The organism is Thalassobaculum salexigens DSM 19539 (assembly GCF_000423805.1).
GTDB lineage: Bacteria > Pseudomonadota > Alphaproteobacteria > Thalassobaculales > Thalassobaculaceae > Thalassobaculum > Thalassobaculum litoreum.
Map to the genome: position 1 here is coordinate 1,559,127 of NZ_KE384093.1, position 26,299 is coordinate 1,585,425.

Sequence of the window (26,299 nt, forward strand, 5' to 3'; positions counted from 1 at the left end):
CCCCGGAATAAATCCGGGGAGTGGGTGAAGGTTGAAGGAAAAAAGGAAGCAGGAATGGATGAAGAGGAAGCGGAACGCACCTACCGCCGGCGGCGCTCGCCCCACAGGTTGATCATGTTGCCGGAGAAGATCAGCACGCCGCCTATCAGAACGTAGGGGTTCCAGGGCTCGGCGTAGAACAGGTAGCCGATCACCGCGATGATCGGCAGCCGGATGAAGTCCATCGGCGCCACCACCGCCGCGTCCGCATGGCGCATGGCATGGGCCACGCACCAGTGCGAGCACAGCCCGCCCAGGCCGATCGCCGCGATCCAGATGTAATTCTCCGGCGACGGCGTCACCCACATGGTCAGCGCCGGGATCAGACCCAGGGGCAGCTGGATCAGGTTCATCCAGAACACGATGGCGAAGGGCCGCTCGGTCGAGGCCATGTGCCGGGTGAAGACATAGGTCGCGGCATAGGCCATGGCGGCGCCGAGCACGGCGAAGGCGGCCACGTCCAGCATCGCCGCGCCCGGCCGCACCACGATCAGGATGCCGACGAAGCCCATGGCCACCGCGATCATCCGCCAGCGGGTGAACGGCTCGCCGAGGAACATGGCGGCCAGGATCGCGGTCCAGATCGGCACGGTGAACTCGATGGAGAACACCGCGGCCAGCGGCAGCAGGCTGAGCCCGTAGACCCAGCCGAACTGACCGGCGAAATGGACGGTGTTGCGCGCCAGATGCAGGCCGATGCGCTCGGTGCGGATGCCCTCGAAGCGCCGGAACGCGGCGATCCCGGTCAGCACGGCGACGCAGATGATGCTGCGGAAGCTGAGCGCCTGGAAGACCGACATCTCCTGGGTCAGCTCGCGCCCGGCCAGTGCCATGGTGGTGAACGAGGCCAGCGCGCCCATCATCCACAGCACGGCCTTGAGGGTGTTGGTCTGAAGCGGAACGGTCGTGACGGCCACGCGGCGGCTCCCTCGGGTGGGCCCCAGCGGAAGGGGAGGAGGAAAAGACACCCCCGGACGATCCGCGTCAAGCGATGGCCCTCCGGGTCGGTCGGGCTCCGGCGGGCCGGACCGGAACCAGCCGGGCCGGAGCGGATACTGAACCATTCCGGTCCTCATTCCCGTTGACCCGGGGGAAGGGGCGACCTATGTATACCGTACCGGAAAGGTACGGTTTGTGATGTTGCGACTTAATCGCATGACGGATTACGCGATCGTCATCCTGGGCCACATGGCTCACGATGTCGGGCGCGTGCGCACGGCGGCGGCCCTGTCGGAGTCGACCGGGGTGCCGGTGCCGTCGGTCTCCAAGATCCTGAAGATCATGACCCATGCCTCGCTGATCACCGCCCATCGCGGGGCCAAGGGCGGTTATTCGCTCGACCGGCCGGCCGCGGCGGTGAGCATGACCGAGATCATTCAGGCCCTGGAGGGGCCGATCGCGCTGACCGCCTGCGTTGACGGGGCGGAGGAGAGCTGCGAGGTCGAGCATTCCTGCTTCATGCGGGGCAACTGGAACCGGGTGAATGCCGCGATCCATGCCGCCCTGGATGCCGTGACGCTTGCGGACATGATGGATCCGGAAGAGATGTTCCCGGACCGGTCGGCCGACGGGGCGTCCCGCCGGCAGCCGAGTCTGCAAAACGCCTGAGATAACGCCTGAGACTTGGACTTAAGAGTCGAATAGGACTGGGAGAGAGAAGGATGGCTGCAACAGTCGATACCGTGCGCCAGGTCGAGGAAGTCACCGGACGTGCCTACAAGCACGGCTTCGTGACCGATATCGACATGGACATGGCGCCGAAGGGGCTCGACGAGACCACCATCCGCTTCATCTCGGCCAAGAAGGAAGAGCCGGAATGGCTGCTGGAATGGCGCCTGAAGGCGTTCCAGCAGTGGCAGCAGATGAAGGAGCCGAACTGGGCCAAGGTCGGCTATCCGCCGATCGACTACCAGGACCTGTACTACTACGCGGCGCCGACCCAGAAGCCGCAGCTGAACTCCCTGGACGAGGTCGATCCGGAACTGCTGGCGACCTACGAGAAGCTGGGCATTCCGCTGAAGGAGCAGGAGATCCTGGCCGGCGTGGTCGCGGTCGACGCGGTGTTCGACAGCGTGTCCGTCGCCACGACCTACAAGAAGGAGCTTGAGAAGCACGGCGTCGTGTTCTGCTCGATCTCCGAGGCGGTGCGCACCCATCCCGATCTGGTGAAGCGCTATCTCGGCTCGGTCGTGCCGGCGGCCGACAACTACTTCGCCTGCCTGAACAGCGCCGTCTTCACCGATGGCAGCTTCGTCTACATCCCCAAGGGGGTGCGCTGCCCGATGGAGCTGAGCACGTATTTCCGCATCAACGCCCAGAACACCGGGCAGTTCGAGCGCACCCTGATCGTCGCCGAAGAGGGCAGCTACGTCTCCTATCTGGAGGGCTGCACCGCGCCCCAGCGCGACGAGAACCAGCTTCACGCCGCCGTGGTCGAGCTGGTCGCCCTGGACGATGCGGAGATCAAGTACTCCACCGTCCAGAACTGGTATCCGGGCGACGAGGACGGCAAGGGCGGGATCTACAATTTCGTGACCAAGCGCGGTGCGTGCCGCGGCAAGCGCTCGAAGATCTCCTGGACCCAGGTCGAGACCGGCTCGGCCATCACCTGGAAGTATCCGAGCTGCATCCTGCAGGGCGACGACAGCGTCGGCGAGTTCTACTCGGTGGCGATCACCAACAACGCCCAGCAGGCCGATACCGGCACGAAGATGATCCACCTGGGCAAGAACACCCGCTCGACGATCATCTCCAAGGGGATCAGCGCCGGCCGGGCGGACAACACCTATCGCGGCCTGGTGCGCGTGGGCAAGCGGGCCGACGGGGCGCGCAACTTCACCCAGTGCGACAGTCTGCTGATCGGCGACAAGTGCGGGGCGCACACGGTCCCGTATATCGAGAGCAAGAACCCGTCCGCCCGCATCGAGCACGAGGCCACCACCTCGAAGATCAGCGAGGATCAGCTTTTCTACTGCATGTCCCGCGGTCTCTCGACCGAGGATTCGGTGGGCCTGATCGTCAACGGCTTCTGCAAGGAAGTCATGAAGGAACTGCCGATGGAGTTCGCCGTCGAGGCGCAGAAGCTCATCGGTATCAGCTTGGAAGGCAGCGTCGGTTAAGACGACGCGTGAGGAAAATCTGTTATGGCACTGTTGGAAATCGAAAATCTTCACGCCGAAGTTGACGGCAAGCCGATCCTGAAGGGCATCGACCTGTCGATCGAGGCCGGTCAGGTGCACGCCATCATGGGGCCGAACGGCTCCGGCAAGAGCACGCTGAGCTACGTGCTGGCCGGCCGCGAAGGCTATGAGGTGACCGAGGGCTCGATCCGTCTGGATGGCCACGACCTGCTGGAGATGGAGGCGGACGAGCGCGCCGTCGCCGGCGTGTTCCTGGCCATGCAGTATCCGGTGGAACTGCCCGGCGTGACCGGCATGACCTTCCTGCGCGAGGCGGTCAACGCCCGGCGCAAGGCGGTCGGCGAGGAAGAGATCGACGCCATGGGCTTCCTGAAGATGGTGCGCGCCAAGGCCAAGACCCTGGGCGTCACCGACGAAATGCTGAAGCGCGCGGTCAATGTCGGCTTCTCCGGCGGCGAGAAGAAGCGCAACGAGATCCTCCAGATGGCCGTGCTGGAGCCGAAGTTCTGCATCCTCGACGAGACCGATAGCGGCCTCGACATCGATGCGCTGAAGGTCGTCTCCGAAGGCGTGAACGCCCTGCGCACGCCGGAGCGCTCGATGCTGGTCATCACCCACTACCAGCGGCTGCTGAACCATATCGAGCCGGACGTGATCCACGTGCTGGCCCATGGCCGGATCCAGAAGAGCGGCGGCAAGGAGCTGGCGCTGGAGCTGGAGCAGAACGGCTATGCCGATTTCGTTGAGGCGGCGGCCTGAAGGACTTGAAATGGCTGACAAAGCAACCCTTCCGCTGCTGGCCGCGGTCCCGAAGACCGAGGGCGGGTCGCCGTGGCTGACCAAGATGCGCCGCACGGCGGTGGAGAACGCGGAGCGCACCGGACTGCCCGGCGTGCGGACCGAGGCGTGGAAGTTCACCAACCTGAACGCGCTCAAGGCCCTGGAGCCGGTCGCCGCGACCGGCACCGCCGAGATCGCGCGCCTGCCGGCCTTCGCCGATCTGCAGGCGGTCGAGCTGCACCTGTCGAACGGCACGCTGACCCATGCCGACGCCATGCCCGAGGGTGTGGACCTTGTGGGGCTGGCCGAGCCGGACGACGCGCCCGACTGGGTGTCGGAGACACTGGGCACGGTGGCCGAGACCGCGCCGCATCCGTTCACCGCGATCAACACCGGCGCCTTCACCGGCGGCATCGCCCTGCGCATCCGCAAGGGGGCGGCGGTCGAGACGCCGATCCTGCTGCTGGTCGATACCCGTAGCCTGGAGGGGGCCGGGACCGTCGCCGCCCATCCCCGCATCCTGGTGGTCGTGGAAGACGGCGCCATGGCGGATCTGGTGGAGGTCCATACCGGCGGCGGCGCCTATGTGAACAACGCCGTCACCGAGCTGGTGATCGGCAAGGACGCGCGCCTGGGCCACTACAAGCTGCAGGCCGAGAGCGGCGAGGCGTTCCACATCGCCATGACCGCCGCCCGCTGCGCCGCCAACAGCACCTACGACAATTTCGCCCTGTCGACGGGGGCGACGCTGTCGCGCAACGAGATCCGCGCCACCCTGGCCGGCCGGCACATCGAGTACCGGATCAACGGCGGCTATCTCGCCTGCGGCGACCAGCACATGGACACCGCCACGTTCATCGACCATGCCGAGCCCGACTGCGCCAGCCACGAGCTGTACAAGGGCGTGCTGGCCGACCGCGCCCATGGCGTGTTCCAGGGCAAGATCCTGGTCCGCCCCGACGCCCAGAAGACCGACGGCTACCAGATGAACCGGGCGCTGCTGCTGTCGCGCGAGGCGGAGATCAACTCCAAGCCGGAGCTGGAGATCTACGCCGACGACGTGAAATGCAGCCACGGCGCCACCGTGGGCGAGCTGGAGGACGACCAGCTGTTCTACCTGATGGCCCGCGGCATTCCGGAGGAGCGCGCCCGCGCCATCCTGGTGTCGGCCTATGTGGACGAGGCCGTCGATCACATCCAGCGCGTACCGATCCGTGACGCGTTCCGCGCGGCGGCGGCCGAGTGGATGCAGAAGAACATCGCCGGCGCGCCGGCCGAGGGAGGGCTCTGAGCATGCCGGAAGGTGCGACCGCCAAGGGTGAGGCCTACGACATCGCGCGGATCCGCGCCGATTTCCCGATCCTGTCGAGCACGGTGCACGGCAAGCCGCTGGTCTATCTCGACAACGGCGCCTCGGCCCAGAAGCCGCGCCAGGTGATCGACCGGATCTCCGAGGTGTACAGCAGCGGCTACGCCAACGTGCACCGCGGCCTGCATTTCATGAGCGAGAAGGCGACCGACGACTACGAGGGCGCGCGCGAGACCGTGCGCGGCTTCCTGAACGCCGCCTCCACGTCGGAGATCATCTTCACCCGCAACACCACCGAGGCGATCAATCTGGTCGCGTCGAGCTGGGGCCGCGCGAACCTGCAGCCGGGCGACGAGATCCTCATCACCTACATGGAGCACCACTCCAACATCGTGCCGTGGCAGATGCTGCGCGACGAGAAGGGGCTGGTGCTGAAGGCGCTGAAGCCGGGCGAGGGCGGAGCCTTCGACATGGCGGCCTTCAAGGAACTGCTGACCGAGCGCACCAAGCTGGTGGCGATCTGCCACGTCTCCAACGTGCTGGGCACCGTGGTGCCGGTCCATGAGGTGACGAAGCTGGCGCATGACGCCGGGGCGGCGGTGCTGCTCGACGGCAGCCAGGCTGTGCAGCATATTGGCGTCGACGTCCGGGACATCGGCTGCGACTTCTACTGCTTCACCGGCCACAAGCTCTACGGCCCGTCGGGCATCGGCGTGCTGTACGGCAAGGAGAGCGTGCTGGACGCCATGCCGCCGTATCAGGGCGGCGGCGACATGATCTCCTCGGTCTCCATCGAGAAGAGCGAGTGGGCCGACCTGCCGGCCAAGTTCGAGGCCGGCACCCCGGCCATCGCCCAGGCGATCGGCCTGGCCGCCGCCATCGACTATGTGAACGGCGTCGGCCTCGACCGCATCGCCGAGCACGAGCGCGACCTGCTGAACTACGCCACACAGAAGCTCGCGTCCGTCGACGGGCTGGAGATCCTGGGCACGGCGGCCGGCAAGGTGTCGCTGGTGACCTTCACCCTGGACTGCGCCCATCCGCACGACATCGCGACCATCGTCGATCAGCAGGGGGTGGCGGTGCGCGCCGGCCATCACTGCGCCCAGCCGCTGATGGACTTCTACGACGTGGGCTCGACCACAAGGGCGAGCTTCGCCATGTACAACACCCGCGAGGAGATCGACGTGCTGGTCGGTGCCCTCGACAAGGTACGCCAGATCTTCGCGTGAGCCGGACGTCTGATAGGAAATGGACCTCGTCATGAACCATGAGCTCGGCCTGCACGATTTCATGCCCGGCACCGTCGGCCCGGACGGCATGGCGCGCGCCGGCGCCCCCCTGGACGATCCCAAGGGTCCGGCCGACGAGCAGACGATCATCGAGGCGCTGAAGACCGTGCACGACCCGGAAATCCCGGTGAACCTGTACGATCTCGGCCTGATCTACGACATCGAGCGGTTCGACGACGGCTCGGTGAAAATCGAGATGACCCTGACGGCCCCGGCCTGTCCGGTGGCGGGCGAGATGCCGAAGATGGTCGCCGACGCCGTCGCCAAGGCCGAGGGCGTGGGCGAGGTCGAGGTGACGCTGGTCTGGGATCCGCCCTGGACCAAGGCTCGGATGAGCGAAGAGGCTCGACTGCTGCTGGACATGTTCTAAACTATCCCCACCTGTAGGGTGAGGAAGAGAACGCGCAAACGGACTGTGAACGACTGTCGAAACCTTAGGTGAGATCGATGTTCCAACCGGGAAAAGCCCCGATCACGCTGACCGAAGCCGCCGCCGAGCGGGTTCGCAGACTAGTGGACAATGCCGGCGACGAGGGCGTCATCGGCCTGCGCGTGGGCATCAAGAACACCGGCTGCTCGGGCCTGTCCTACATTGTCGAATACGCCAAGGAGCAGAAGCGGCTCGAGGACGTGGTCGAGGACAAGGGCGTGAAGATCTTCATCGACCCGACGGCGGTGATGTTCATCCTCGGCTCGGAGATGGACTACCAGGAGGACAAGCTGTTCTCCGGCTTCGTCTTCAACAACCCGAACGAGACCGGCCGCTGCGGCTGCGGCGAGAGTTTCAGCGTCGCCGCCGCCGAATAGTCCGGATCACGCCGTCTCCAATCCGTGCACGGCGAGCGCCTGCCGCATCGACGGCAGCGCCCACACCGCATCCTTCATCGCCCTGACCTTCGGGCAGGCGGCTGCGAGCCGCTCCGGTGCCGGATGCCATAGGGCCAGCATCGCCAGATAGACGTCCGCCGCGCCCGGCCGGTCGCCGAACAGGCCGGGCCGGCCGGCTTCCAGGGCGGCTTCCACCACGTCCCAGCACCGATCCAACGCCACCACGGCCGCCTCCCGGGCGGCCGGCCGCGCGGCTTCGTCCGGGACGATGTGGTCGGTGTGGTAGACCCGCTGATACGCCGGGTAGAGCGACCCGGCGCCATACGCGACCCAGTTGAGGAACATCGCCCGGTCGGCCGAACCGGCGGCGGGGGCGAGAGACGGTGCCAGCTCCGCCAGATGCAGCACCATGGCGCCGGATTCCAGGATGACCTGGCCGTCCGGCAGGCGCAGGGCCGGCACCGTGCCCAGCGGATGCACGTCACGCAGATAGTCCGCCGTCTTGTGCGCATGCCGGCTGGTATCGACCTGTACGGTCTCGTGCGGCACGCCGCATTCGATCAGCAGGCAGAGCGGCGCCAGCGACCCGGCCCGGCCGCTCCAGTACAGGACATGCATCATGGTGAAGATCCTTCGTTGCCAGGCGGATGCGGGCGGGCCATCCGGTTCGCCGCGAGGCCCTGACGGTCAATCTGCCCGACTTGGTCGCGAACGGGAATAACTCTCCCCACGGAGGCGTCTGACTAGGGTGTTCCGGCGCCGGCTTTCCTCCCGCGGCGGCACCGTTCCTGTGTCCGTGCGGAAGTGAACCTGCGTCATGTCCAATCGCAACCGGCCCATTCCTCCCGGGACAGCCACCGGCCATGGCCGGGTGCGGCCGCTGGTCCTGTCGGTGCTCTGTGCCTCCATGACCCTGGCGCTCACCATCGGCATCGTCCTGGAGTTCCAGGACTACATCTCCCAGTCGATCGTGGGGCCGTATCAGTGGCTGCTGGTCGGGCTGTTCACCATCCTCACCGCCTGGATCTCCGCCAATTTCTGCCTGTCGGTCATCGGCGCGGTCTCGCTGGCGATCAGCCGGCGCAGCAGGGCGCCGTATTCGGACCGGGTGGTGGGCGGCCGGCTGGCGGTGGCGATCCCGATCTACGAGGAGGATCCCGACGCCGTGGAGGCCGGGCTGGATCGGATGTTCGCCTCGCTCAGCGCCGAGGCCCGGCTCTACGGCTTCCACCTGTTCATCCTCAGCGACACCCGCAGCGCGGAGAAGGTCGAGTTGGAGATCGCCGTGTGCCGCCGTCTGCGCCGCAAATACGACGCGGCCGACCGGATCTTCTACCGCCAGCGCAAGGACAACCGCGGGCGCAAGGCCGGCAATATCCAGGATTTCGTGGAGACCTGGGGCGGCGCCTACGAGTTCGCGCTGATCCTCGACGCCGACAGCCGCATGGACGGTCCCACGGTGCAGCGCCTGGCCGATGAGCTCGACGCCGATCCGAAGCTGGCCCTGGTGCAGACCTGGGTGCGGCCGGTGCGCGGCACCACGCCGTTCGGCCGCATGCAGCAGTTCGCCACCTCGGTCTACGGCCAGGCCTCGGCCGAGGGCGTGCGCCTGCTGATGGGCGACAGCGCCACCTATTGGGGCCACAACGCCATGATCCGCATGGCGGCCTTCGCCGAATGCTGCGGCCTGGCCGCGCTGCCGGGCAATGCGCCGCTGGGCGGGGAGATCCTGAGCCACGATTTCGTCGAGGCGGCAATGCTGCATCGCGGCGGCTGGTCGGTGAAGGTCGTGGCCGACCGCCTCGGCAGCTTCGAGGAGCCGCCGCCCAGCCTGCTCGCCCATGCCGCCCGCGACCGGCGCTGGTGCCAGGGCAACCTGCAGCACATGCAGCTGCTCGTCGCCGACGGTATCGGCTGGACCAACCGGCTGCATTTCTTCATGGGGGCGCTGGCCTATCTCGCCTCGCCGATCTGGATGCTGTTTCTGATCGCCGGCGCGGTCGGTCTGCTGGCCCGCGCTCCGGCCATGGCCGCGCTGTCCGGCGTGGCTCCGGTGTCCCTGCCGCCGATCGTGGACGCCAATCCCTGGCTGCTGGTCGCCGTGTCGCTCGGTATGCTGTTCCTGCCGAAGATCATCGGCACCGTGCTGGTGTTGACCGACGGCCCGCTGCGCCGCGGCCATGGCGGGGTTTTCCCGCTGCTCGGCAGCATGCTGGCGGAGATGGTGTTCAGCACCCTCAGCGCGCCGGTGATGATGTTGCTGCACACCCGCTTTGTCGTCGAGATCCTGGCCGGCTCTTCCAGCGGCTGGAAGCCGGGCCAGCGCACCGGCGAGCAGGCCGCCCTGGGCGAGGTCCTGCGGGCCCATGGCATGCACATGGTCGTCGGCGTTCTGGCGGCTATCGCGATCGGCTGGGCGTCGCTGGAGGCGCTGGCCATTGCCTCGCCAGTGATCGCCGGGCTGGTGCTCTCGGCACCGCTGACCCTGGCCGGCAGCTCACCGGCTCTGGGGGCCGCGATGCGCCGGGCCAGGCTGTTCCTGATCCCGGAAGAAGTTCACCCGCCGAAGGTTTTGACCGATGGCGGGTGAGACGAGGACGGATTGTCGGGGAAGCGGGGAGGAGGGCAGCCGGAACGCGTTCCGGACCTATCGGGGCGTGCTCTTGTTCTCCACGGCCGGCATGACGGCGCGTTGGGCCAGGGACGAGGCCGGCAGGGCTGAGGGTGCCAGGGCGGAGGGTGCCAGGGCGGAGAGCCCTGACATGGCCGAGATCATAAGCCCGCCGACGGTGCGCAGCTCACGGGAAGGCATCGGCATCGGGGCGGGGGCCGGGGTCAGCGCGGAGGCGTCGTCGGTACCCTCGTTGAACAGGTTTTCAAGATCAATGTCTGCGGAAGACATGAGGCCGGCCCTTTCTGGCGCTTTGTTCGGACAACGAGGCGGTAGATCGTCTCGTGCCTCAATGGACACTGACGGTGAACGCGCGCCGGAAATTCCGGAGTGGCGTCACCAAATCCTTAACGCGCAACGGGGCAAACGGTTGCCTGATCCGTTTATTCCCGTGTTTCAAAGCACTTAACGGAGGCGAAATGAAGATCGACCGTCGACATCTGCTGGCTCTGGGCGCGTCGTCGCTCGCGGTCACGTTCCCGATGGCGGGAGTCTGGGCCCAGGAAGGCGGGCTGCGGGAGCGGATGGGCCAGGTCGGCTCGTTCGAGGACCTGCAGGCCCTCGCCCAGGAGGTGGCCAAGACGCCGTTCGAGGCGCCGCAACGGGTGCCGAGCCGCTTCACCGACCTCAACCACGATCAGTACATGTCGATCCGTCTGGCCGAGGGGGGGAAGGTCTGGTCCGGCACCGATCTGCCGTTCCGGATGGCGCCGTTCCATGCCGGCTGGCTGTTCCCGCATCCGATCGCGCTGTACCAGATCGGGTCCGACGGGACCCAGCCGGTGGCGTTCGATCCGAACCGCTTCGCCTATCCGCAGGAGATCCCCGCTCCGGACCAGGGCGAGACCGAGCGGCTTGGTCATGCCGGGTTCCGGCTGTTCGACCGGTTCGATTACGAGCGCGACATCGCCGCCTTCCTGGGGGCGAGCTATTTCCGCGCGGTCGGCAAGGAGATGCAGTACGGCCTGTCGGCCCGGGGCCTGGCCCTGAACACCGCCCAGTTCGGCGAGGAGGAGTTCCCGATCTTCCGGGCGTTCTGGTTCCACCGGCCGGGCCCGGAGAGCAACGCCATCATCGTGCTCGCCCTGCTGGACAGCGCCAGCACCGCCGGCGCCTACCGCTTCGTCATCGAGAGCGGGCGCTCGACGGTGATGGACGTGACCGCGTCGATCTATCCGCGCACCGAGCTCGACGGCATCGGCCTGGCGCCGATCACCTCGATGTATCTGCATGGCGAGAACGATTACAGCAAGCGGGACGACTTCCGCCCGGAAGTCCATGATTCGGACGGCCTGGTGATGCGTACCGGCGCAGGCGAGTGGATCTGGCGGCCGCTGCGCAATCCCTCCGCCCCGCGGATCAGCACCTTCAGCGATACCGCGCCGCGCGGCTTCGGCCTGCAGCAGCGCGACCGCAGCTTTGCCCATTACCTGGACGACGGCGTCTATTACGACCGGCGCCCCAACCTGTGGATCGAGCCGAGCGGCGACTGGGGCAAGGGCCGGGTCGAGCTGGTGGAGCTGCCGGCGAACGACGAGACGGTGGACAATGTCGTCGTGTACTGGCGGCCGGAGAGCACGCCGCAGCCGGACCAGCCGGTCACCGTCGGCTACCGGATGACCTGGGGTACGGAGATGCCGGACCGGCTGCCCGCCCCGGGGCGGGTGATGGCGACCTGGACCGGGATCGGCGGCATTCCAGGCGAGGAACGCGACCCGAAGGTGCGCAAGTTCGTCGTCGACTTCACCGGCGGCGATCTCGCCCGGCTGGGCGAGGGCGACGCGGTCGAGGCCGTGGTCAGCGGCTCGGCCGGGGCGGTGCGCCGGGTGGCCTGCCGGCCGATCGAGGAGCTGGGCGGCTGGCGGATGAATTTCGATCTGGACCCGGAAGGGGCCGACTCCGTCGACCTGCGTGCCTTCCTGCGGTACCGCGGCGGGGCGCTGACGGAGACCTGGATCTATACCTGGAACCCGAAGGACGGCTGAGACCGGACCCCGGCCGCTGGGACGCTGGGACGGGGTGAATCCGTCTCAGCGACCCTTGCCCTCGCCGATGCCGGGCTCTGGTGGGTCGGAGTCCGGCTGCTCCGCGGCCGGCGGGCCGGGCTCCGGGCCGTCGGCGACCGTGTCGGGGATATCGGCGGTGATCAGCGTGTCGCCGGAGCGCCAGCCGAAGCCGATGAACGCCCAGTCCCGGTACCCGGCGACCCCCTGGATCGGTTCGGAGCGGTCGGCCAGGGCGCCGCTCTCCCGCCAGTAGGCCGTGTAGGCGACCTTGGCCACGCCGAGCCGCTGCCGGCGGGATGCCAGAGAGATCTCCGGGACCGAGAGGTCGCCGGCCAGCGGAACCGGCACGTCGAAGGCGGGGATGCCGACGATGGTCTTGGTGCCGTCGGTCGACAGCGCGCCGGAGCGGATCTCGACGATGACTTCCGCGTCGTTCAATTGGCTGACCAGATGGGCGCCGCTCTCCAGCACCCGGTCGCGGAAGGCGCTGATGGCGTAGCTCTTGTCGTAGGCCTCGAACCGCGAGGCGTCGACGAAGACCTTGGTGCCCTCGGGCACGTTCAGGGTGACATCGTCGACCGCCCGGTCCACCGCCGTCGACAGCAGGAGCTGCTCCTCGGCGGTGCGCTCGGGATTGCTGGTCCGGGTCTCGGTGCAGCCGGCACACAGCGCCAGCACCGCCAGCGGGATCGCGAGTAGGTCGGTCGTCGATGTCATCGCTGAGATCGCCGTTCTGGGTGGGGAGGGCGGTTGCCGTCAACTGTATCTGGCCGCATTGGTGGGGCCGCATGGGTCGGATCGCAGCTGTGGCTCTTCGCCTAAGCGACCGCCGGACCGGGTCTAAAATTCCGTCCGGCCGGCAGGGCGGGGACGCCTTTGAGCCACCCTGCATGCGTCGATGCCTGGACGCCACCCCCCGACGGTGGATAAAACAGAAGGGACGCGCGCTCGCGCCGACGACATTTCTTGGGGAGATTCCATGGCGCGGCCCGTGATCGGCATCCAGTGCAACCGTTTCGTCGCCGAAGGGGTGATCGAGGCCCAGATGACCGGCAAGCGGACCATCGAGGCGGTGGCCGAGGTGTCGGGTTGCACGCCGCTGCTGATCCCGGGCATGCCGGAGGCGGTCGACGTGGCGGACCTGCTGGAGGTGCTGGACGGGGTGGTGCTGACCGGCGGCCGGGCCAACGTGCATCCCAGGCACTACGGCGAGGAGCTGAGCGAGCGCCACGGCGAGATGGACGACGGCCGCGACGGCCTGACCCTGCCGATGGTGCGCACCTGCGTGGAGCGGGGCATCCCGATCTTCGGGCTGTGCCGGGGCATCCAGGAGATGAACGTCGCCTTCGGCGGCACGTTGCATCCGGAGGTCGGCGAGCTGCCGGGCAAGCACCGCCACCGCATGCCGAAGGGCTGCAAGGATCCGGAGATCATCTTCGCTCTGCGCGAGCATGTGCGGCTGACCCCCGGCGGGCTGATGGCGCGGATGCTCGACGCCGAGGAGATCGTCACCAACTCGCTGCACGGCCAGGCGATCCAGCGCACCGGCGACCGGGTGGTGGTCGAGGGGCTCGCCGCCGACGACACGATCGAGGCGATCTCCATCGCCGACGCGCCGAGCTTCGCCGTCGGGGTGCAGTGGCATGCGGAGTACAACGCCGCCGCCGATCCGGTCAGCCGGGTGCTGTTCGAGCGGCTGGGCGACGCCGCCCGCGCCCGCCAGAAGCTGCGCCATGCCGGCCGCCTCGCCGGAGCGGCGTGAGATGAGCGGGCAGACCCGTCCCTCGCCCGACAATTGGGGATGGCAGGCGCGGATCGGGATGTTCATCGTCTCCAGCGAGGCGGTCCCCGAGGCCGAGTGGTGGGCCATGTGCCCGCCCCATGTCTCGATCCATGCCGCCCGGGTGGCGGCGAAGGCGCCCTGGGCGCGCTGGAACGCGGACCGCTCGGCGGTGACGCTCGAGCCGGACCTGCAGCGTGCGGCCGAGCATTTCGCCGGGATGCGCCTGGGCGCGGTGGTGATCGGCCACAGCTCCAGCAGCATCCTGGGCGGCGCCGGCTGGGACGCGGCGACGGTGGCGGCGATCTCCGGGATCGTCCGGCCGGAGACGCAGGTCACCACGAACGGGATCGACGGCCAGGCGGCGATGTTGGCCGCCGGCGTGCGCCGGCCTTTCATCGTGCTGCCGCCCTGGTTCAACGACGCCACCGCCGAGGCCGCCATGGCCTATTACCGGGGTCTCGGCGTCGCGCCGGTCGGCCCGCTGCGCTACGACCCGGGCCGCGGCTGGCGCGAGGTGCCGCATGGCGAGATGTACCCGCAGGGCCTTGGCTTCGAGCAGGAGGTGGAACCGCTCTACGCCCAGATCCGCGCCGCCTGTCCGGCCGAGGCCGACGGCGTGTTCATCGCCGGCACCGGCTTCCGCTGCGTGGCGATCCTGGACGCCCTGGAGCGCGACCTGCAACGCCCCGTCCTCTCGGCCAACCAGGTCAGCCTCTGGCACTGCCTGCGCCTCGCCGGGGTGCGGGCGCAGGTGTCGGCGTACGGCAGCCTGTTCGGGCTGTGAGCTAGGGGCTCTGGACCTCTAAATCGGCGTAAGTAGAAACGACCGTGTCTTCGTTGCCAAGGATCGCCTGATGATCGGATTTCGTCAAACGGTGCAGCGACACCGAGAAACCTCGCAGACGCGCTCGGACTCATGCACGCGCGGTATCGAGCGCCTTAAACGCTGAAACCCAATGCTGGCCGATTTCCGCCTCGCTGTAGTGCTTCGCCACCACCGTCTGCCCGGCATCGATCCGCGCCTCCAGATCCGCAGCCGGCGTGGCCAGCGCGTCGCGGATACCGTCCGCCAAACGGTCACGGATCAGCACAAAGTCAGCGAAGGGCAAGTAGGATGGGATCGGCGAGGCTACGGCCAGCCGGCCTGCGGCGATGGTGTTGATCAGCCGGTTCGGGCTCTTCAGTAGGGAACCTTTCGACAGATCGCCGGGGATAAGGACGATGTCCGCCGCACCGAGAGCTGCCGCCTGAACCTGCGGTGTCCATTCTTCGAACCGGATCTTGAACAGGTCCTCATCCTGCTGGGCGGCCGCGGCACACAGTTGGCGAGCCACGGTGTTCTCGTGGCAGACGAGGGTTATCCTGAACGTCCGATCCTCGGCCAGGGCCGCGATCTCCGATAGATGCGGGACCAGGTGGACGATGTTTTTGCTGGTGCCGAACCAGAGGAGATCGAGAATCCCATCGCCCTTGAGCCGAACACGGGGCTGGCGGAATGCCTCTTCTGCCGGTTCCTCGATGCAGAAGCGCCGGCATGCCGCCGGTACCCATGCTTCCGCCATCTCCATCATCCGGACGCTCGGGCAGAACGCTGCATCGGCGAGTGCTGTAACACGGCGAAGCACATCGAAGCCGCCCGTCGATCCGAGTTCGTCGGCGATATCTGCCATTACCCTCTTGCCGGCACGCTTCGCTGCTAGGGCCGTCGCGCTGTGATCTTCAAATGTCTTGCCGAACAGCAGCGCATCGGCCGTCCGGAACACGTCGCTGTTGATCAGGTCTGCCGGCTGTTGGCGTACGGCGACCCACGCGCCAAAACCGGCCGACTGGGCAGCAGCATAGGCGACCAGTAGCCGAAGCCTGGTGGTGGCGAGTTGCGCTGTCAGCCGCCCGTCCGGCCGTTGCGCGACGGTGTCGTCGGTGATGATCAGGAGTTTCATGGGCGCTCCCAGGATTGATGCAGAGCATATGCCTTCGAGACCGTCCGCGTCTGTTCACGTGTGCAGCGGGGACTAGGGACCGAAGCTCATGTAGAGCATGCAAGTGACCGCTTCCGGTGTCTAAGGAGGCCCCCTGCCACTTAAACCGGATCGCGGATCAGCGGCATGGTGGAGCAGTGGATGCCGCCGCCGTTCAGCATCATCTTCTCGTAGGCGATGGTGGTCCACGTCACCCCGGCGGCCGCGAGCTTGTCCAGGGTCTCGTTGGTGCCGCCCTCCGGCATGATCAGCCGGCCCGGCGCCACCGCCAGGGAGTTGATGATCGCGCGGTTGTCGGCCGGGCTGATCTCGATGGTGCGGATGCCCTTCTCCTTCAGCGCTTCCAGGAAGGAGTAGGGCAGGCGGTCCTGGTCGATCAGGGCGAGGTCCCTATCGACCATGAGGAACTGGCCGTCGATATGGATGTCGTGGCCGGGCAGGTCGATGGCCAGCAGCTCCACCCCCTGGGTCGCCAGCACCTCGCCGATCTGCCGGGCGGCCTCCCGGTTGACCCGGATGCCGCAGCCGACCACGACGGTCTTGGCGTCGATCCAGGCGAAGCTGCCGCCCTCGAACAGCGCCGTGCCGGACAGGGTGCGCAGGATCGGGATGCCGAGCTCGGCCAGGGTCCGAGTGATCGCCAGCACCTCGCCCCGGCGGATGCGCGCACCCATGCGGCTGACGATGGCGCCGCCCTTCACCATGACGAAGGGGTCGCGGGTGTAGCAGGATTTCAGCCGTCCGTCGGAGACACCCCGGACCTCGAACACTTCGACATCCTCGGCCTTCAGCGCCGCCACCAGCGCGTCGTGCTGGGCGCGCATCTCGTCGAAATCGGGGACGCTCTCGCTCTGGAAATACCAGCCGTGCTCGACATTGCCGAAGGACCCGGTGGCGGCGATGCGCTGGGACGGGTCGACCACGTCCATCTCCGGCCCCGGCCGATGCACCATCACTGCCCGCAGCCGGCCCACGTCGTTGTCGACGCCCCAGTTCCGCCCCCAGATGGCGGTCATCTCGCCCTCGCTATGGAAGGCGGGCTCGGCCGGGGCGGCGAAGAGGCGGATGGTCTCGTTGTAGACCCAGTGGGCGGACGGCTTGGCGGTCATGGGAGGTCCTTCATCGGTCGCGGTGTCCGGACCAATGGTGCGGTGCGGTGACGTCCGGCACCACCCGCTGATTTTCAGGACCGCTCCTTACCCGGGGTCCGGCGCCCCAGGGGACAATCCGGACCCCGGGCCTCCCCCCGGAGCTCTGGAGATGTGATCGGGCCTCGGTCTCAGCCGCCGGCAAGAAGGTCCGGGTACTGGGCGCGGGCCGTCGGGCTGAAGATCGGCTCCACCCAGTCGCCATGGGTGCTGCGCAGGATCCAGTCGCCGCCCAGGGCGAGGCTGCCGACCGGCATCAGCGAGCCGGAGACCTCGGCGCGCAGGACGACGCTCAGGAACCGGGCGAAGCTGGCGCCCCTCGGTCCGGCCAGGACGGAGCAGCCGTAGAGCACGACGCTGGGCGCTTCGCCGAGCGCGGCGGCGATGGACTCCAGGGTCTTATGGCTGAGCACCAGGGCGGCGAGATCGATCCGGCTGCCGGCAAGCATCAGCGTGCCCGGCCTGCCGTGGCTGAGGATGTGCAGAGAGGGAACGTCGTGCCGGCCGGCCAGGAAGTCGGCGATCTGGCCGAGGCCGCTGCGGTCGGGCACGAGCAGAAGAATGTCGACGTCGTTGCCCAGATCGGCGATCAGGCAGTCGGCGTCGCGAACGTCGGGGTCGATCACCAGGACCGGTTTGGCCACGGCGGGCGCCTGCGAATTGGCGGCTTTGCCTTCTAGCAGAGTCATATGAGGTCTCCCTTCTGGATCCCACGCCATCGGATGACCGCTGTCCGGCACGTTTCTCGCCACCGGATCAGCGTTAACCTTAGTATTGCCGAGATTCGCGCCGCCGGGTTTTCCCGGCGTCTCAATAATCTTGCGCCAGCGTCTCATTTTCGGATTTCCGAAGGTGCGGGTTCGGGTTTCCGAAGGTGGCTGGCGTCGAACGGGCAAGCCGTGCTCGGATGGGGCATAGGCGCCAAGACCTGTGGAAGGGGATGGAATGCAGACGGATCGGGCCACGGCCCAGACTGGGGACGAGGCGCTCTGCGCCTTCGCCGCGACGTTGCGCTGGGAGGATATCCCCGACCATGTGCGCCACGAGGCCAAGCGCTCTCTGGTGAACATCTTCGCCACGGCGCTGGCGGGCTGCCGCGAGCCGGCGGTCGATATCATGCTGGAGACGTCCGCCGCCTATAGCGGCCCGGCCACCAGCACGGTGATCGGGCGCACCGAACGCATGGACGCGCCGACCGCCGCCTTCGTCAACGCCATGGGCGCCAACATCTTCGACTTCGACGACACCCACGAGGCGACGATCATCCATCCGGCATCGGTGGTCTTCGCCCCGATCTTCGCGCGGGCGGAGGCGAGCCCGTTCTCCGGCATCGACGCGCTGCGGGCCTTCGTGATCGGCGGCGAGGTCGTCTGCCGTGTCGGCCTGTCGGTATCGCCGTATCACTACTCCCACGGCTGGCATATCACGTCGACCTGCGGCGGCTTCGGGGCAGCGGCGGCAAGCGGCGCGCTGCTCGGTCTGGACGCCGCGCAGATGACCAGCGCCTTCGCCACCGCGGCGGCGCAATCCTCCGGGCTGGTCGATGCGCTCGGCACCATGGCGAAGAGCGCCAGCGTCGGCGGCGCGGCCCGCAACGGACTGATCGCCGCAGATCTGGCGTCGCGCGGCTTCTCCGGTCCGGCCCGGCCGCTGACCGGCGCGCGGGGATATCTCGCCGTCTATGGCCAGGGGGCGAAGCCGGAGGCGCTGGGCGACGATCTGGGCCACCGCTGGGAGATCGCCGACAACGCCTTCAAGCCCTATCCGGTCGGCGTGGTGCTGAACCCGGTGCTCGATGCCTGCCTGGAGGTCTATCGGGACGAGGAGGTGCGGGCCGGCGACGTGGCCTCGGTGGAGCTGACCGGCCATCCGCTGCTGCGCCAGCGCACCGACCGGCCGGACATCGCCACCGGGCGCGAGGCGCAGGTCAGCGCGCAGCACGCCATAGCCATCGTCCTGGCGCGGGGACGGGCCGGGCTGGCGGAGTTCACCGACGCCGCGGTGGCCGAGACCGCGGCATCCGGCCGGCCGCAGGTGCGCTTCCACGACGAGGCCGGACGCGACGTCGCCTCCGCCGTGGTGACGCTGCGCCTGAAGGACGGGCGTATCCTGACCCGCGAGATCCACGCGGCACGGGGTTCCAGGACCAACCCGCTCAGCGACAGCGAGCTGGAGGCCAAGCTGACGACACTGGCCGAGGGGGTCGGGTTCGCCGGAGAGGTGGACCGGCTCCTCGAGGCGCTCTGGACCCTGGACGATCTGGCCGATGCCGGCGATGTGGTCCGGCTGGCGGCCGGAGGCTGAGATGCTGGCCGGACGCACCGCGCTGGTCACCGGTTCCGCCGCCGGTCTGGGTTATGCGCTGGCGGAGGGGCTGGCGGCGGCAGGAGCCAATGTCGTGATCAACGGGCTGTGCGCCGACGCGGAGGGCCGCGCCGCCGCCGACCGGCTGGCCGAGGCGCATGGGGTGGGGGCTGCCTTCGATCCGGCCGACCTGCGCGACGCCCGGCAGATCGAGGCGATGGCCGCCGGTGTGGCCCGGCGCTTCGGGTCGCTCGACATCGTGGTGAACAATGCGGTGATCCGGCATTTCTCGCCGATCGAGGCGTTCGCGCCGGCCGACTGGGACGAGTCCATCGCCGTCAACCTGACCGCCGCCTTCCACCTGGCCCGCCTGTCCCTGCCGGGGATGAAGGCGCGGGGCTGGGGCCGCATCGTCAACCTGTCCTCCTATTACGGATTCCGGGGGGCGGAGAACCGTATCGACTACGTGACCACCAAGACCGCGCTGATCGGCATGGCCCGGGCGATCGCCATCGAGACGGCCGGGAGCGGGGTGACCTGCAACGCCCTGTGCCCCGGCTCGGTGCTGACGCCGGCGATCGAGGACCGCATCGCCGGCATCGCCGCGCGGAGCGGGGAACCGGTCGAGGAGGTCGCCAAGCGCTACGCGTCGGAGCGCAGCCCGATGGGCCGGTTCGTGGATCCGGCGAAACTGGCGGCCGCCCTGGTGTTTCTCTGCGGCCCGGCGGGCGACGACATCACCGGGACCGCCCTGCCGGTCGATTGCGGCTGGTTCGCCGCCTAACAGCCGGGTCGCATGTGGCGGTGGCCCGGGGGCGACGGTCAGGCGCCGCTGCCGCCGACCAGCAAGGGCAGGGCGATGGCGACCGCGTAGACCCCGAGCATGGCGGCGCTCTCCAGGCCGATGCCGGCGGGACCCTCGCGCTGGCGGTAGAGCTGGCCCAGGGTCAGCACCGCCGTCATGATCAGTCCGACCGCCAGCCAGTACAGGTCGTCCGGCCCGATCGCGTGGTACAGCGAGCCCTCGCGGTAGCCGACGTCCGAGATCGTCAGGAACAGGGTGTCGAAGGTGTTGCCGCCGATGATCCCGCCGACCGCGAGCTGCAGGGCCCCGCGCCGCACGGCGGCCAGGGTCGTGACCAGCTCCGGCAGGGAGGTGACCACCGCCGTCATCAGCGCGCCGACGACCGACGCGGAGAGATCGAAGCGGTCGGTCAGGGTCTCGGCGATCTGGGCGATCACCCAGCCGATCGTCCCCATCATCAGCATCAGAGCGATGAACGAGGCGAACAGCAACGGCGTGGAGGGACCCTTGCCGTTCTCCGGCTCCGGCTCGTCGGGGCGGGTGTCGCGGGTCTTCACCGGCCGCCACATGGGCTCCTCGCGGATCCGCCGGGTGGCGATCACGCCGCCGACATAGATCGCCACCAGCAGGATCGACACCGGATGCACGCCCAGCACCGATACGTCCGGCCCGGTCAGGGCGAACAGCGGCAGGGCCAGCATCAGCATCAGCAGCGCGCCCTGGAACACGTTAGACAGGTCGGCGGCGGCGTGTTCCAGGTTGACCTTGCGGTGCAGGATGTCGGCCAGGGCCAGGAACGCGGTCTGTGCGGCGATGCCGCCGATGCCGTTGGAGAAGGCCAGCGACGCCCTGCCGTCCAGGGCGGCGGTCAGGGAGACGATGGAGCCGGACAGGGAGGTCGCCGCGCCCAGCAGCACGCCGCCGACCAGGGCCTCGCCCAGGCCGGTGCGGTCGGCGATCTGGTCGGCCTGGCCGGTCATGCGCAGCCCGCCGAGCAGAATCCCGACGGCACAGGCGGCGAAGATGCCCAGCAGCATCGCGGTGGAGAGATCGGAGAACATCACTTGGCAACGGGCCAGCCCGGCGCCGGTTCGCGGAAAGTTGGCTCAGGCGGCCGGGGTGCCGGACACGATGATCTCCAGAACCTCCTGCTCGGACGTCTCGGCGATCCGCCGCTCGCCGACATTCTGGCCGCGTTTCAGCACCATGACCCGGTCGCCGACCTCGAAGATGTCGGTCAGCCGATGCGAGATGATGACCTGGGCCACGCCCAGCCGCTTCAGCTCCGCCATGGTCTCCAGAAGCTGGGTGGTGGCCATGACCGACAGGTTGGCCGTCGGCTCGTCCAGGACGATCAGGCGCGGTTGGAAGGAGATCGCGCGGGCGATCGCCACGGACTGCTGGCGGCCGCCGGACAGGCTCTCCACCTTCTGATAGACCGAGTTCACGTCGACCTTGAGCCGGCGCAGGACGGTCTCGGCGTCGGCGTACATCTTCTTGCGGTCGACGAAGAGGCCTTTGCGCGGCCAGCGGCCAAGGAAGATGTTCTGGCCCACATCCAGGTTCCCGCACAGCGCGAAGTCCTGGTAGATCATCTCGATCCCCCGGTCCCGGCTCTCGTGCGGGCTGCGGAAGTCGGTCGGCCTGCCGTCGACCAGGACGTCGCCGCCGTCGCGGTGATAGGCGCCGGTCAGGATCTTCATCAGGGTGGATTTGCCGGCGGAGTTGTCGCCGACCAGGCCGAGGATCTCGCCATGGCCGATGGAGAAGTCCACGTCGCTCAGCGCCTGGATCGCGCCGAAGGACTTGCGGATTCCGCGCATCTCGATGAACGGCTCGGTCGGGGCGTCAGGCATGGGGGTGCCTCCTGGGGATGTCGGGTTTTCTGCCGGTCAGAGCGGCGACCAGCCGCGCCAGCGGACGGGACTGACGCAGCCAGATGTCGGTCAGCACCGAGAAGATCAGGATCAGGCCGATGATGACGTTGACCCAGTGCTGCGGCAGCACGATGGACTCGCCCGAGGCGGTCACGATGTTGAGCTGCAGGATGGCGCGCACCAGGGTGATCACCGCCGCGCCGGCGAGCGAACCCAGCATCGTGCCGTAGCCGCCGAAGATCGAGCCGCCGCCGATGATCACCGCGGCGATGGCGTCGAGCTCGCGGAACTGGCCGGCGACCGGGTTGAAGCTGCGGAAATAGGCGACGTTGATCACCCCGGCCATGGCGGCGCAGAAGCCGCAGAGCAGCAGCGCCATGATCCGCACCCGGTTGGTGTTGATGCCGGCATAGTCGGCGGCGCGCCGGTTGCCGCCGGTGGCGTAGACCGCCTGACCGATGGTCGTGCGGGCCAGCACGATCCCGGCGATCCCGGCGACCACGAGCAGCCACACGGTCTGCACGCTGACCACGTCGGCGAGCGCGCCGAACCAACCGCCGGGCGGGGCGATGCCGCCGTAGTCCAGGATGTCGCCGACCTTGCGGCCGATCAGGTTGAAGCCTTCCGACCAGCCGGTGAGCTGCTGGCCGGAGACGATCCAGGCGGCCACGCCGCGGGCGATGTAGAACATGCCCAGCGTGGCGATGAACGACGGCAGGCCGAAACCCACCGTCACCAGGGCGTTGACCGACGCGGCCAGCAGCCCGGCGAAGAGGCCCAGCGCCATGGCCGAGGCCGGGTCGAGGCCCAGCACTTTCAGCCCGTAGGCCGCCGCGCTCCCCGCCAGGGCCAGCACCGCGCCGACCGAGAGGTCGATGTCGCCGCAGGCGATGACATAGGTCAGCCCGACGGTGAGCAGGGCGAGCTCGGTATAGTTCAGCAGGATCGCGAAGCTGTTGGACAGGTGCCACCAGTAGTCCGGCCGCAGGGCCAGGCCGATCAGCCAGAGCGTGACGGTCAGCAGGATCGCCAGCGCGTCACGCCGCGCCAGGAAGCGGACGAGCGGGTTGGTCGACAGGCTGAGCTCGCCGCCGCCCGACGTCCGGGTCTGGGCGCCGACCAGGGCGATGCCGCCGACATCCGGGATCGGCGGTGGTGGCCGGTTGCGCAGCCGTGCCCAGAGCCGGGCCAGCAGGCGTCGGCGGATCACATAGGGCTCGATCAGCACGGCGACGATCAGCAGCGTGCCGATGAAGGCGGGCACCGCGCCGGCGGGCAGGGTGGAGACGGCGTTGACCTCGATCTTCTGGCCGCCGATCTCCACGATCCGGGTGATCGGCACCCCTTCGCGCAATACCTTGTTGATCAGCACGATCAGCAGCGCGCCCAGGAAGCTGCCGATCACCCGCCCGCGGCCGCCAAGGATGGAGGCGCCGCCGACGATCACCGCGGCGATCACCATCAGCTCGGTCAGCAGCCCCGCCTGGGAGGTGACGCCCTTGTCCTGGGCGACGGTCATCAGCCCGGCGAGCGTGGCGCAGAGCGAGGACAGGACATAGGCCCGGATCCGCACCAGAGTGGTCGGGATGCCGGCATATTTGGCGGCCTGCTCGTTGCCGCCGGTGGCCATGGTCTCGTAGCCCCAGCGGGTCTTGCCGAGCACGACGGCGCCGACGGCCACGCAGATCAGGGCGATGGCGATCTGGTTGTTGAAGCCCCAGCCGTTGGTCTCGCCGAGCTGGAAGAACGCCTCGTAGTCCCGCGCCTTGATCGGATACAGCACCGAGCGCCCGCTGGTCAGGCCGAGCACCAGCCCGCGGCCGATGAACAGCATGGTGAGCGTCGCGATGAACGCCGGCACCCGCAGATAGGTGACCAGCACCCCGTTGATCACCCCGATCAGGGTGCCGAGCACGACGCAGACGGCGATGGCCGGGACCACGCCCATGTCCATCCGGTTCGGGTCGAAGACGATGGAGAACACGACGGCGACCAGTCCCAGGGTGGAGCCGACGGAGAGATCCAGGTCCTTGTTGGCGATCACGAAGGTCATGCCGACCGCCATCACCGCCACCCGGGCGCTGTCGCGGAACAGGGCGTGCAGGGCGTCGGTGGTGCCGAAGAAGGCCGGATTGAGCACCGCGCCGGCGACGAACAGCAGCGCCATCATCGCCAGCAGCCCGGCTTCCCAGGCGCCGACCAGCTCGCCGGGCCGTCGCCAGGCCGGCCGGGGAAGTACGTCTGTCATGGAGGGTCCGGTCCGCTTCCCTGGGGGCTGGCTCGGCGGGAGGGACACACCCTCCCGCCGGATGCAGTGCGGCGGGGGCTACGCGCTCAGTTCTCGAACCGCTTGCCGACGCTGCCGACCGTCTCGCCCGTCACCAGTTGCGCGCGGGTGTCGAGATTGGCGGCGGCGATGCCGCGGTCGATCTGCAGATAGAGCTGCATCACCGGCCAGAACCCCTGCAGGAACGGCTGCTGACCCAGCGCGCCGGTCAGGTCGCCGGAGCGCAGCGCCTCCTGCTGGGCCGGACCGAGGTCGAAGCCGTAGGCGCACATCTTGCCGCTGTTGCCGGTCTGGGCGACAGCCTTGGCCAGGGCCGGGGTGAAGACGTTGTTGCCGGCGAAGGCGCCGACCACGTCGCCGCGGCTCTCGATCAGCGAGATGATGCTGTTCACCGGGTCGTTCATGTCGGCCGATACGCCGACGCTCTCCGGGCCGGCATCGACCTTGAAGTTGCCCAGCGTCCCCGCCTTGGCGAGACCGGCGACGATCGCCTCATAGGCGGCGGTGACCCGCCGGTTCACCTCGATATTGCCCATGGCGGTGTCGTTCGGCAGCAGGATCGTGCCGCCGGTCACGCCGCGCTCCTGCAGGCACTGCACTAGCGCCTCGCCGGCGATGGCGGCGGCCCCGGCGTCCTGGCCGGTGTGGCTGATGGCGTTGCGGTTGAGGATCGAGCCGTCATAGGAGTTGGTGGTGGCGACCGGCAGGCCCTTGTCCATCGCCGCCTTGACGATGTCGTCATAGGCGCCGACCTGGGGCGTGGTCATGATCAGCCCGTCCAGGGTCGGGTCCTGAATGATCTGGTTCAGGATCTCGATCTCGCGGGCCGGGTCGTCGGTCGGCGATTCCGAGCCGAGCAGCAGCACCTTGGCGCCGATCATGTTGGCCGCCGACAGCGCCCCGACATAGACAGGATCGAAGAAGCCGTTGCCGGCGGTGTGGGTGACGATGGCGAAGGTCAGCACGCCGTCGTTGGAGTGGAAGTCCTTGGTCCCGGGTGCCTCCTTGGCGGCGTCCTCGAAACTGTAGCCGCTGACGGCGCGGTCGATGCTGCCCGACTGGGCCATGGCACCGGTGGCGGCGAGCCCGACGCTTACGAAGCTCAGGGCGGATGCGAGAAGCAGTGTGCGTAGCGCTGACATGGGCGTGTCCTCCACTCTCTCATTTTTTCTGTCGGCGTTTGTTTCCTTGGCCGGGCGGTTCCGCCGTTGTGACCGCCCCGTAAATCGCTGCGGCGTCAGTGCCAGCCGGCATCGACGATGTAGTGCTGGCCGCTGCAGCCCCGCGCCTCGTCGGAGGCGAGGAACAGCACCGGCCGGGCGATGTCGATCGGGTAGAGCTTGTATTTCAGGCATTGGGCCTTCATCAGGTCGGCCTCGGCCTCCGGGGTGAGCCAGTTGTCGAGCTGGCGCTGGGTCATGATCCAGCCCGGCACGACGCAGACCACACGGATGTCATCCGGCCCGAGGTCGCGGGCCAGCGAGCGGGTGAGGCCGAGCACGGCGGATTTGGCCGTGGTGTAGCCGGGCATGCCGCCCTGGCCGACCATCCAGGAGATCGAGCCGAGATTGACGATGGCGCCGCCGCCGGCCGCCTTCATGCCGGGGGCGACGGCCTGGGCGGCGAAGAACTGATGCTTCAGGTTCACCGCCAGCCGGTCGTCCCAGTACTCCGGCGTCACGTCCTCCATGGGATGGCGCTGGTCGTTGGCGGCGTTGTTGACCAGCACGGTGATCGGCCCCTGGACGGTCGCCGCCGCGGCGATGGTCTCGCGCAGGCGGTCGATGTCGGTCAGGTCGCATTCGTAGAACGTCACCGCGCCGCCGGCGGCGGACAACTCCTCGGCCAGCGCCTGGGACGCCGCCACGTCGATGTCGAGGAACGCCACCTGGGCGCCCTGGCGGGCGAACTGCCGGACGATCTCGGCGCCGATGCCGGAGCCGCCGCCGGTGACCAGAACGCTCCGGTTCGCCAGGCTCGGATAGGTCGCCACTTGCTCGGTCATCGCGGATCTTCCTTCTGCGTGAGGGCCGGTCCCGGCGGCCGCTCGG

The 26,299-nt window shown here is 68.3% G+C and carries 25 protein-coding genes; 13 read left to right on the forward strand and 12 right to left on the reverse strand.

Features of this window, described 5'->3' with window-relative positions:
* Positions 1 to 80 precede the first annotated feature (80 nt).
* On the reverse strand, positions 81 to 956 hold the full coding sequence (locus G578_RS0111700) for a DMT family transporter (RefSeq protein WP_028794400.1): 876 nt from the start codon (positions 954 to 956) through the stop codon (positions 81 to 83).
* 220 nt (positions 957 to 1,176) lie between these two features.
* On the opposite strand from G578_RS0111700, the gene G578_RS25940 reads away from it, so the two are divergent.
* From G578_RS25940 to G578_RS0111735, 7 genes are all read left to right on the forward strand, one after another.
* Complete coding sequence (locus G578_RS25940) at positions 1,177 to 1,647, forward strand: SUF system Fe-S cluster assembly regulator (RefSeq protein ID WP_038014046.1); 471 nt, start codon at positions 1,177 to 1,179, stop codon at positions 1,645 to 1,647.
* 53 nt (positions 1,648 to 1,700) lie between these two features.
* Entirely contained in the window at positions 1,701 to 3,158 is a 1,458-nt protein-coding gene (sufB, locus tag G578_RS0111710) for a Fe-S cluster assembly protein SufB (RefSeq protein ID WP_028794401.1), read from the forward strand.
* Between the two features lie 24 nt (positions 3,159 to 3,182).
* The gene (gene sufC, locus G578_RS0111715) at positions 3,183 to 3,938 is read left to right on the forward strand and encodes a Fe-S cluster assembly ATPase SufC (RefSeq protein WP_425425904.1); all 756 of its coding nucleotides are present in this window, start codon (positions 3,183 to 3,185) and stop codon (positions 3,936 to 3,938) included.
* A 10-nt stretch (positions 3,939 to 3,948) separates the two neighbouring features.
* Entirely contained in the window at positions 3,949 to 5,250 is a 1,302-nt protein-coding gene (gene sufD / locus G578_RS25945) for a Fe-S cluster assembly protein SufD (protein WP_051244653.1), read from the forward strand.
* A gap of 2 nt (positions 5,251 to 5,252) precedes the next feature.
* The gene (locus tag G578_RS0111725; RefSeq protein ID WP_028794403.1) at positions 5,253 to 6,500 is read left to right on the forward strand and encodes an aminotransferase class V-fold PLP-dependent enzyme; all 1,248 of its coding nucleotides are present in this window, start codon (positions 5,253 to 5,255) and stop codon (positions 6,498 to 6,500) included.
* Between the two features lie 31 nt (positions 6,501 to 6,531).
* Positions 6,532 to 6,930, forward strand: coding sequence for an SUF system Fe-S cluster assembly protein (locus G578_RS0111730; protein WP_028794404.1), 399 nt, complete (start codon positions 6,532 to 6,534; stop codon positions 6,928 to 6,930).
* Between the two features lie 77 nt (positions 6,931 to 7,007).
* Positions 7,008 to 7,367 carry a HesB/IscA family protein gene (locus G578_RS0111735; RefSeq protein WP_028794405.1) on the forward strand — a complete coding sequence of 120 codons (360 nt, stop codon included), beginning with the start codon at positions 7,008 to 7,010 and terminating at the stop codon, positions 7,365 to 7,367.
* A 6-nt stretch (positions 7,368 to 7,373) separates the two neighbouring features.
* Here the strand turns inward: G578_RS0111735 and G578_RS25950 are convergent, their stop codons facing one another.
* On the reverse strand, positions 7,374 to 8,009 hold the full coding sequence (locus G578_RS25950; RefSeq protein WP_051244655.1) for a glutathione S-transferase family protein: 636 nt from the start codon (positions 8,007 to 8,009) through the stop codon (positions 7,374 to 7,376).
* 196 nt (positions 8,010 to 8,205) lie between these two features.
* Between G578_RS25950 and mdoH the strand changes: the two genes are divergently transcribed.
* Positions 8,206 to 9,978, forward strand: a complete 1,773-nt coding sequence (gene mdoH, locus G578_RS25955) for a glucans biosynthesis glucosyltransferase MdoH (protein WP_051244657.1) — start codon at positions 8,206 to 8,208, stop codon at positions 9,976 to 9,978.
* Positions 9,979 to 10,035: 57 nt separating this feature from the next.
* Here the strand turns inward: mdoH and G578_RS0111750 are convergent, their stop codons facing one another.
* Positions 10,036 to 10,290, reverse strand: coding sequence for a hypothetical protein (locus tag G578_RS0111750; protein ID WP_028794406.1), 255 nt, complete (start codon positions 10,288 to 10,290; stop codon positions 10,036 to 10,038).
* A gap of 188 nt (positions 10,291 to 10,478) precedes the next feature.
* On the opposite strand from G578_RS0111750, the gene G578_RS0111755 reads away from it, so the two are divergent.
* The gene (locus G578_RS0111755) at positions 10,479 to 12,044 is read left to right on the forward strand and encodes an OpgD/OpgG family glucan biosynthesis protein (protein ID WP_028794407.1); all 1,566 of its coding nucleotides are present in this window, start codon (positions 10,479 to 10,481) and stop codon (positions 12,042 to 12,044) included.
* Positions 12,045 to 12,089: 45 nt separating this feature from the next.
* Here G578_RS0111755 and G578_RS25960 read toward each other — a convergent pair whose 3' ends face one another.
* A complete protein-coding gene (locus G578_RS25960; protein WP_051244659.1) occupies positions 12,090 to 12,782 on the reverse strand; it encodes a DUF6655 family protein in 693 nt (230 codons plus the stop codon).
* Between the two features lie 262 nt (positions 12,783 to 13,044).
* Here G578_RS25960 and G578_RS0111765 point away from each other — a divergent pair, with 262 nt between their 5' ends.
* On the forward strand, positions 13,045 to 13,827 hold the full coding sequence (locus G578_RS0111765; RefSeq protein ID WP_028794408.1) for a gamma-glutamyl-gamma-aminobutyrate hydrolase family protein: 783 nt from the start codon (positions 13,045 to 13,047) through the stop codon (positions 13,825 to 13,827).
* A gap of 1 nt (position 13,828) precedes the next feature.
* Positions 13,829 to 14,632 (forward strand): maleate cis-trans isomerase family protein, encoded by an 804-nt coding sequence (locus G578_RS0111770; RefSeq protein WP_156907286.1) that lies wholly within the window; start codon positions 13,829 to 13,831, stop codon positions 14,630 to 14,632.
* Positions 14,633 to 14,762: 130 nt separating this feature from the next.
* Here the strand turns inward: G578_RS0111770 and G578_RS0111775 are convergent, their stop codons facing one another.
* From G578_RS0111775 to G578_RS29880, 3 genes are all read right to left on the reverse strand, one after another.
* Positions 14,763 to 15,788: a hypothetical protein gene (locus tag G578_RS0111775; RefSeq protein WP_028794410.1), complete on the reverse strand. Its 1,026-nt coding sequence runs from the start codon at positions 15,786 to 15,788 to the stop codon at positions 14,763 to 14,765.
* A 140-nt stretch (positions 15,789 to 15,928) separates the two neighbouring features.
* On the reverse strand, positions 15,929 to 16,936 hold the full coding sequence (locus G578_RS0111780) for a dimethylarginine dimethylaminohydrolase family protein (protein WP_028794411.1): 1,008 nt from the start codon (positions 16,934 to 16,936) through the stop codon (positions 15,929 to 15,931).
* 170 nt (positions 16,937 to 17,106) lie between these two features.
* Complete coding sequence (locus G578_RS29880; protein ID WP_028794412.1) at positions 17,107 to 17,664, reverse strand: DUF4347 domain-containing protein; 558 nt, start codon at positions 17,662 to 17,664, stop codon at positions 17,107 to 17,109.
* Between the two features lie 256 nt (positions 17,665 to 17,920).
* On the opposite strand from G578_RS29880, the gene G578_RS0111790 reads away from it, so the two are divergent.
* Entirely contained in the window at positions 17,921 to 19,279 is a 1,359-nt protein-coding gene (locus G578_RS0111790; protein WP_028794413.1) for an MmgE/PrpD family protein, read from the forward strand.
* Between the two features lies 1 nt (position 19,280).
* The gene (locus G578_RS0111795; RefSeq protein ID WP_156907290.1) at positions 19,281 to 20,063 is read left to right on the forward strand and encodes an SDR family oxidoreductase; all 783 of its coding nucleotides are present in this window, start codon (positions 19,281 to 19,283) and stop codon (positions 20,061 to 20,063) included.
* Positions 20,064 to 20,101: 38 nt separating this feature from the next.
* Here the strand turns inward: G578_RS0111795 and G578_RS0111800 are convergent, their stop codons facing one another.
* The 5 genes from G578_RS0111800 to G578_RS0111820 form a co-directional block, all read right to left on the reverse strand.
* Positions 20,102 to 21,145 carry a sodium:calcium antiporter gene (locus G578_RS0111800; RefSeq protein WP_028794415.1) on the reverse strand — a complete coding sequence of 348 codons (1,044 nt, stop codon included), beginning with the start codon at positions 21,143 to 21,145 and terminating at the stop codon, positions 20,102 to 20,104.
* A 45-nt stretch (positions 21,146 to 21,190) separates the two neighbouring features.
* A complete protein-coding gene (locus G578_RS0111805; RefSeq protein WP_028794416.1) occupies positions 21,191 to 21,940 on the reverse strand; it encodes an ATP-binding cassette domain-containing protein in 750 nt (249 codons plus the stop codon).
* Positions 21,933 to 24,209, reverse strand: coding sequence for an ABC transporter permease (locus tag G578_RS25965; protein ID WP_051244662.1), 2,277 nt, complete (start codon positions 24,207 to 24,209; stop codon positions 21,933 to 21,935). Before G578_RS25965 ends, G578_RS0111805 begins: the two co-directional genes overlap by 8 nt.
* 86 nt (positions 24,210 to 24,295) lie before the next feature.
* A complete protein-coding gene (locus G578_RS0111815; protein ID WP_028794417.1) occupies positions 24,296 to 25,390 on the reverse strand; it encodes a substrate-binding domain-containing protein in 1,095 nt (364 codons plus the stop codon).
* Between the two features lie 95 nt (positions 25,391 to 25,485).
* A complete protein-coding gene (locus tag G578_RS0111820) occupies positions 25,486 to 26,253 on the reverse strand; it encodes an SDR family NAD(P)-dependent oxidoreductase (RefSeq protein ID WP_028794418.1) in 768 nt (255 codons plus the stop codon).
* Positions 26,254 to 26,299: the final 46 nt, after the last annotated feature.

Bases quoted from the DNA above. Each gene is read 5' to 3' on its own strand.
- G578_RS0111775 (WP_028794410.1), bottom strand. From the start codon at position 15,788: ATGAAACTCCTGATCATCACCGACGACACCGTCGCGCAACGGCCGGAC.
- G578_RS0111795 (WP_156907290.1), top strand. From the start codon at position 19,281: ATGCTGGCCGGACGCACCGCGCTGGTCACCGGTTCCGCCGCCGGTCTG.
- mdoH (WP_051244657.1), top strand. From the start codon at position 8,206: ATGTCCAATCGCAACCGGCCCATTCCTCCCGGGACAGCCACCGGCCAT.
- G578_RS0111780 (WP_028794411.1), bottom strand. From the start codon at position 16,936: ATGACCGCCAAGCCGTCCGCCCACTGGGTCTACAACGAGACCATCCGC.
- G578_RS0111790 (WP_028794413.1), top strand. From the start codon at position 17,921: ATGCAGACGGATCGGGCCACGGCCCAGACTGGGGACGAGGCGCTCTGC.
- G578_RS0111725 (WP_028794403.1), top strand. From the start codon at position 5,253: ATGCCGGAAGGTGCGACCGCCAAGGGTGAGGCCTACGACATCGCGCGG.
- G578_RS0111815 (WP_028794417.1), bottom strand. From the start codon at position 25,390: ATGTCAGCGCTACGCACACTGCTTCTCGCATCCGCCCTGAGCTTCGTA.
- G578_RS25950 (WP_051244655.1), bottom strand. From the start codon at position 8,009: ATGATGCATGTCCTGTACTGGAGCGGCCGGGCCGGGTCGCTGGCGCCG.
- G578_RS0111750 (WP_028794406.1), bottom strand. From the start codon at position 10,290: ATGTCTTCCGCAGACATTGATCTTGAAAACCTGTTCAACGAGGGTACC.
- G578_RS0111755 (WP_028794407.1), top strand. From the start codon at position 10,479: ATGAAGATCGACCGTCGACATCTGCTGGCTCTGGGCGCGTCGTCGCTC.
- G578_RS0111820 (WP_028794418.1), bottom strand. From the start codon at position 26,253: ATGACCGAGCAAGTGGCGACCTATCCGAGCCTGGCGAACCGGAGCGTT.
- sufC (WP_425425904.1), top strand. From the start codon at position 3,183: ATGGCACTGTTGGAAATCGAAAATCTTCACGCCGAAGTTGACGGCAAG.
- G578_RS25940 (WP_038014046.1), top strand. From the start codon at position 1,177: ATGTTGCGACTTAATCGCATGACGGATTACGCGATCGTCATCCTGGGC.
- G578_RS0111735 (WP_028794405.1), top strand. From the start codon at position 7,008: ATGTTCCAACCGGGAAAAGCCCCGATCACGCTGACCGAAGCCGCCGCC.
- G578_RS0111805 (WP_028794416.1), bottom strand. From the start codon at position 21,940: ATGCCTGACGCCCCGACCGAGCCGTTCATCGAGATGCGCGGAATCCGC.
- G578_RS0111765 (WP_028794408.1), top strand. From the start codon at position 13,045: ATGGCGCGGCCCGTGATCGGCATCCAGTGCAACCGTTTCGTCGCCGAA.
- G578_RS0111770 (WP_156907286.1), top strand. From the start codon at position 13,829: ATGAGCGGGCAGACCCGTCCCTCGCCCGACAATTGGGGATGGCAGGCG.
- G578_RS0111730 (WP_028794404.1), top strand. From the start codon at position 6,532: ATGAACCATGAGCTCGGCCTGCACGATTTCATGCCCGGCACCGTCGGC.
- G578_RS0111800 (WP_028794415.1), bottom strand. From the start codon at position 21,145: ATGTTCTCCGATCTCTCCACCGCGATGCTGCTGGGCATCTTCGCCGCC.
- G578_RS29880 (WP_028794412.1), bottom strand. From the start codon at position 17,664: ATGACTCTGCTAGAAGGCAAAGCCGCCAATTCGCAGGCGCCCGCCGTG.
- G578_RS25965 (WP_051244662.1), bottom strand. From the start codon at position 24,209: ATGACAGACGTACTTCCCCGGCCGGCCTGGCGACGGCCCGGCGAGCTG.
- G578_RS25960 (WP_051244659.1), bottom strand. From the start codon at position 12,782: ATGACATCGACGACCGACCTACTCGCGATCCCGCTGGCGGTGCTGGCG.
- sufD (WP_051244653.1), top strand. From the start codon at position 3,949: ATGGCTGACAAAGCAACCCTTCCGCTGCTGGCCGCGGTCCCGAAGACC.
- sufB (WP_028794401.1), top strand. From the start codon at position 1,701: ATGGCTGCAACAGTCGATACCGTGCGCCAGGTCGAGGAAGTCACCGGA.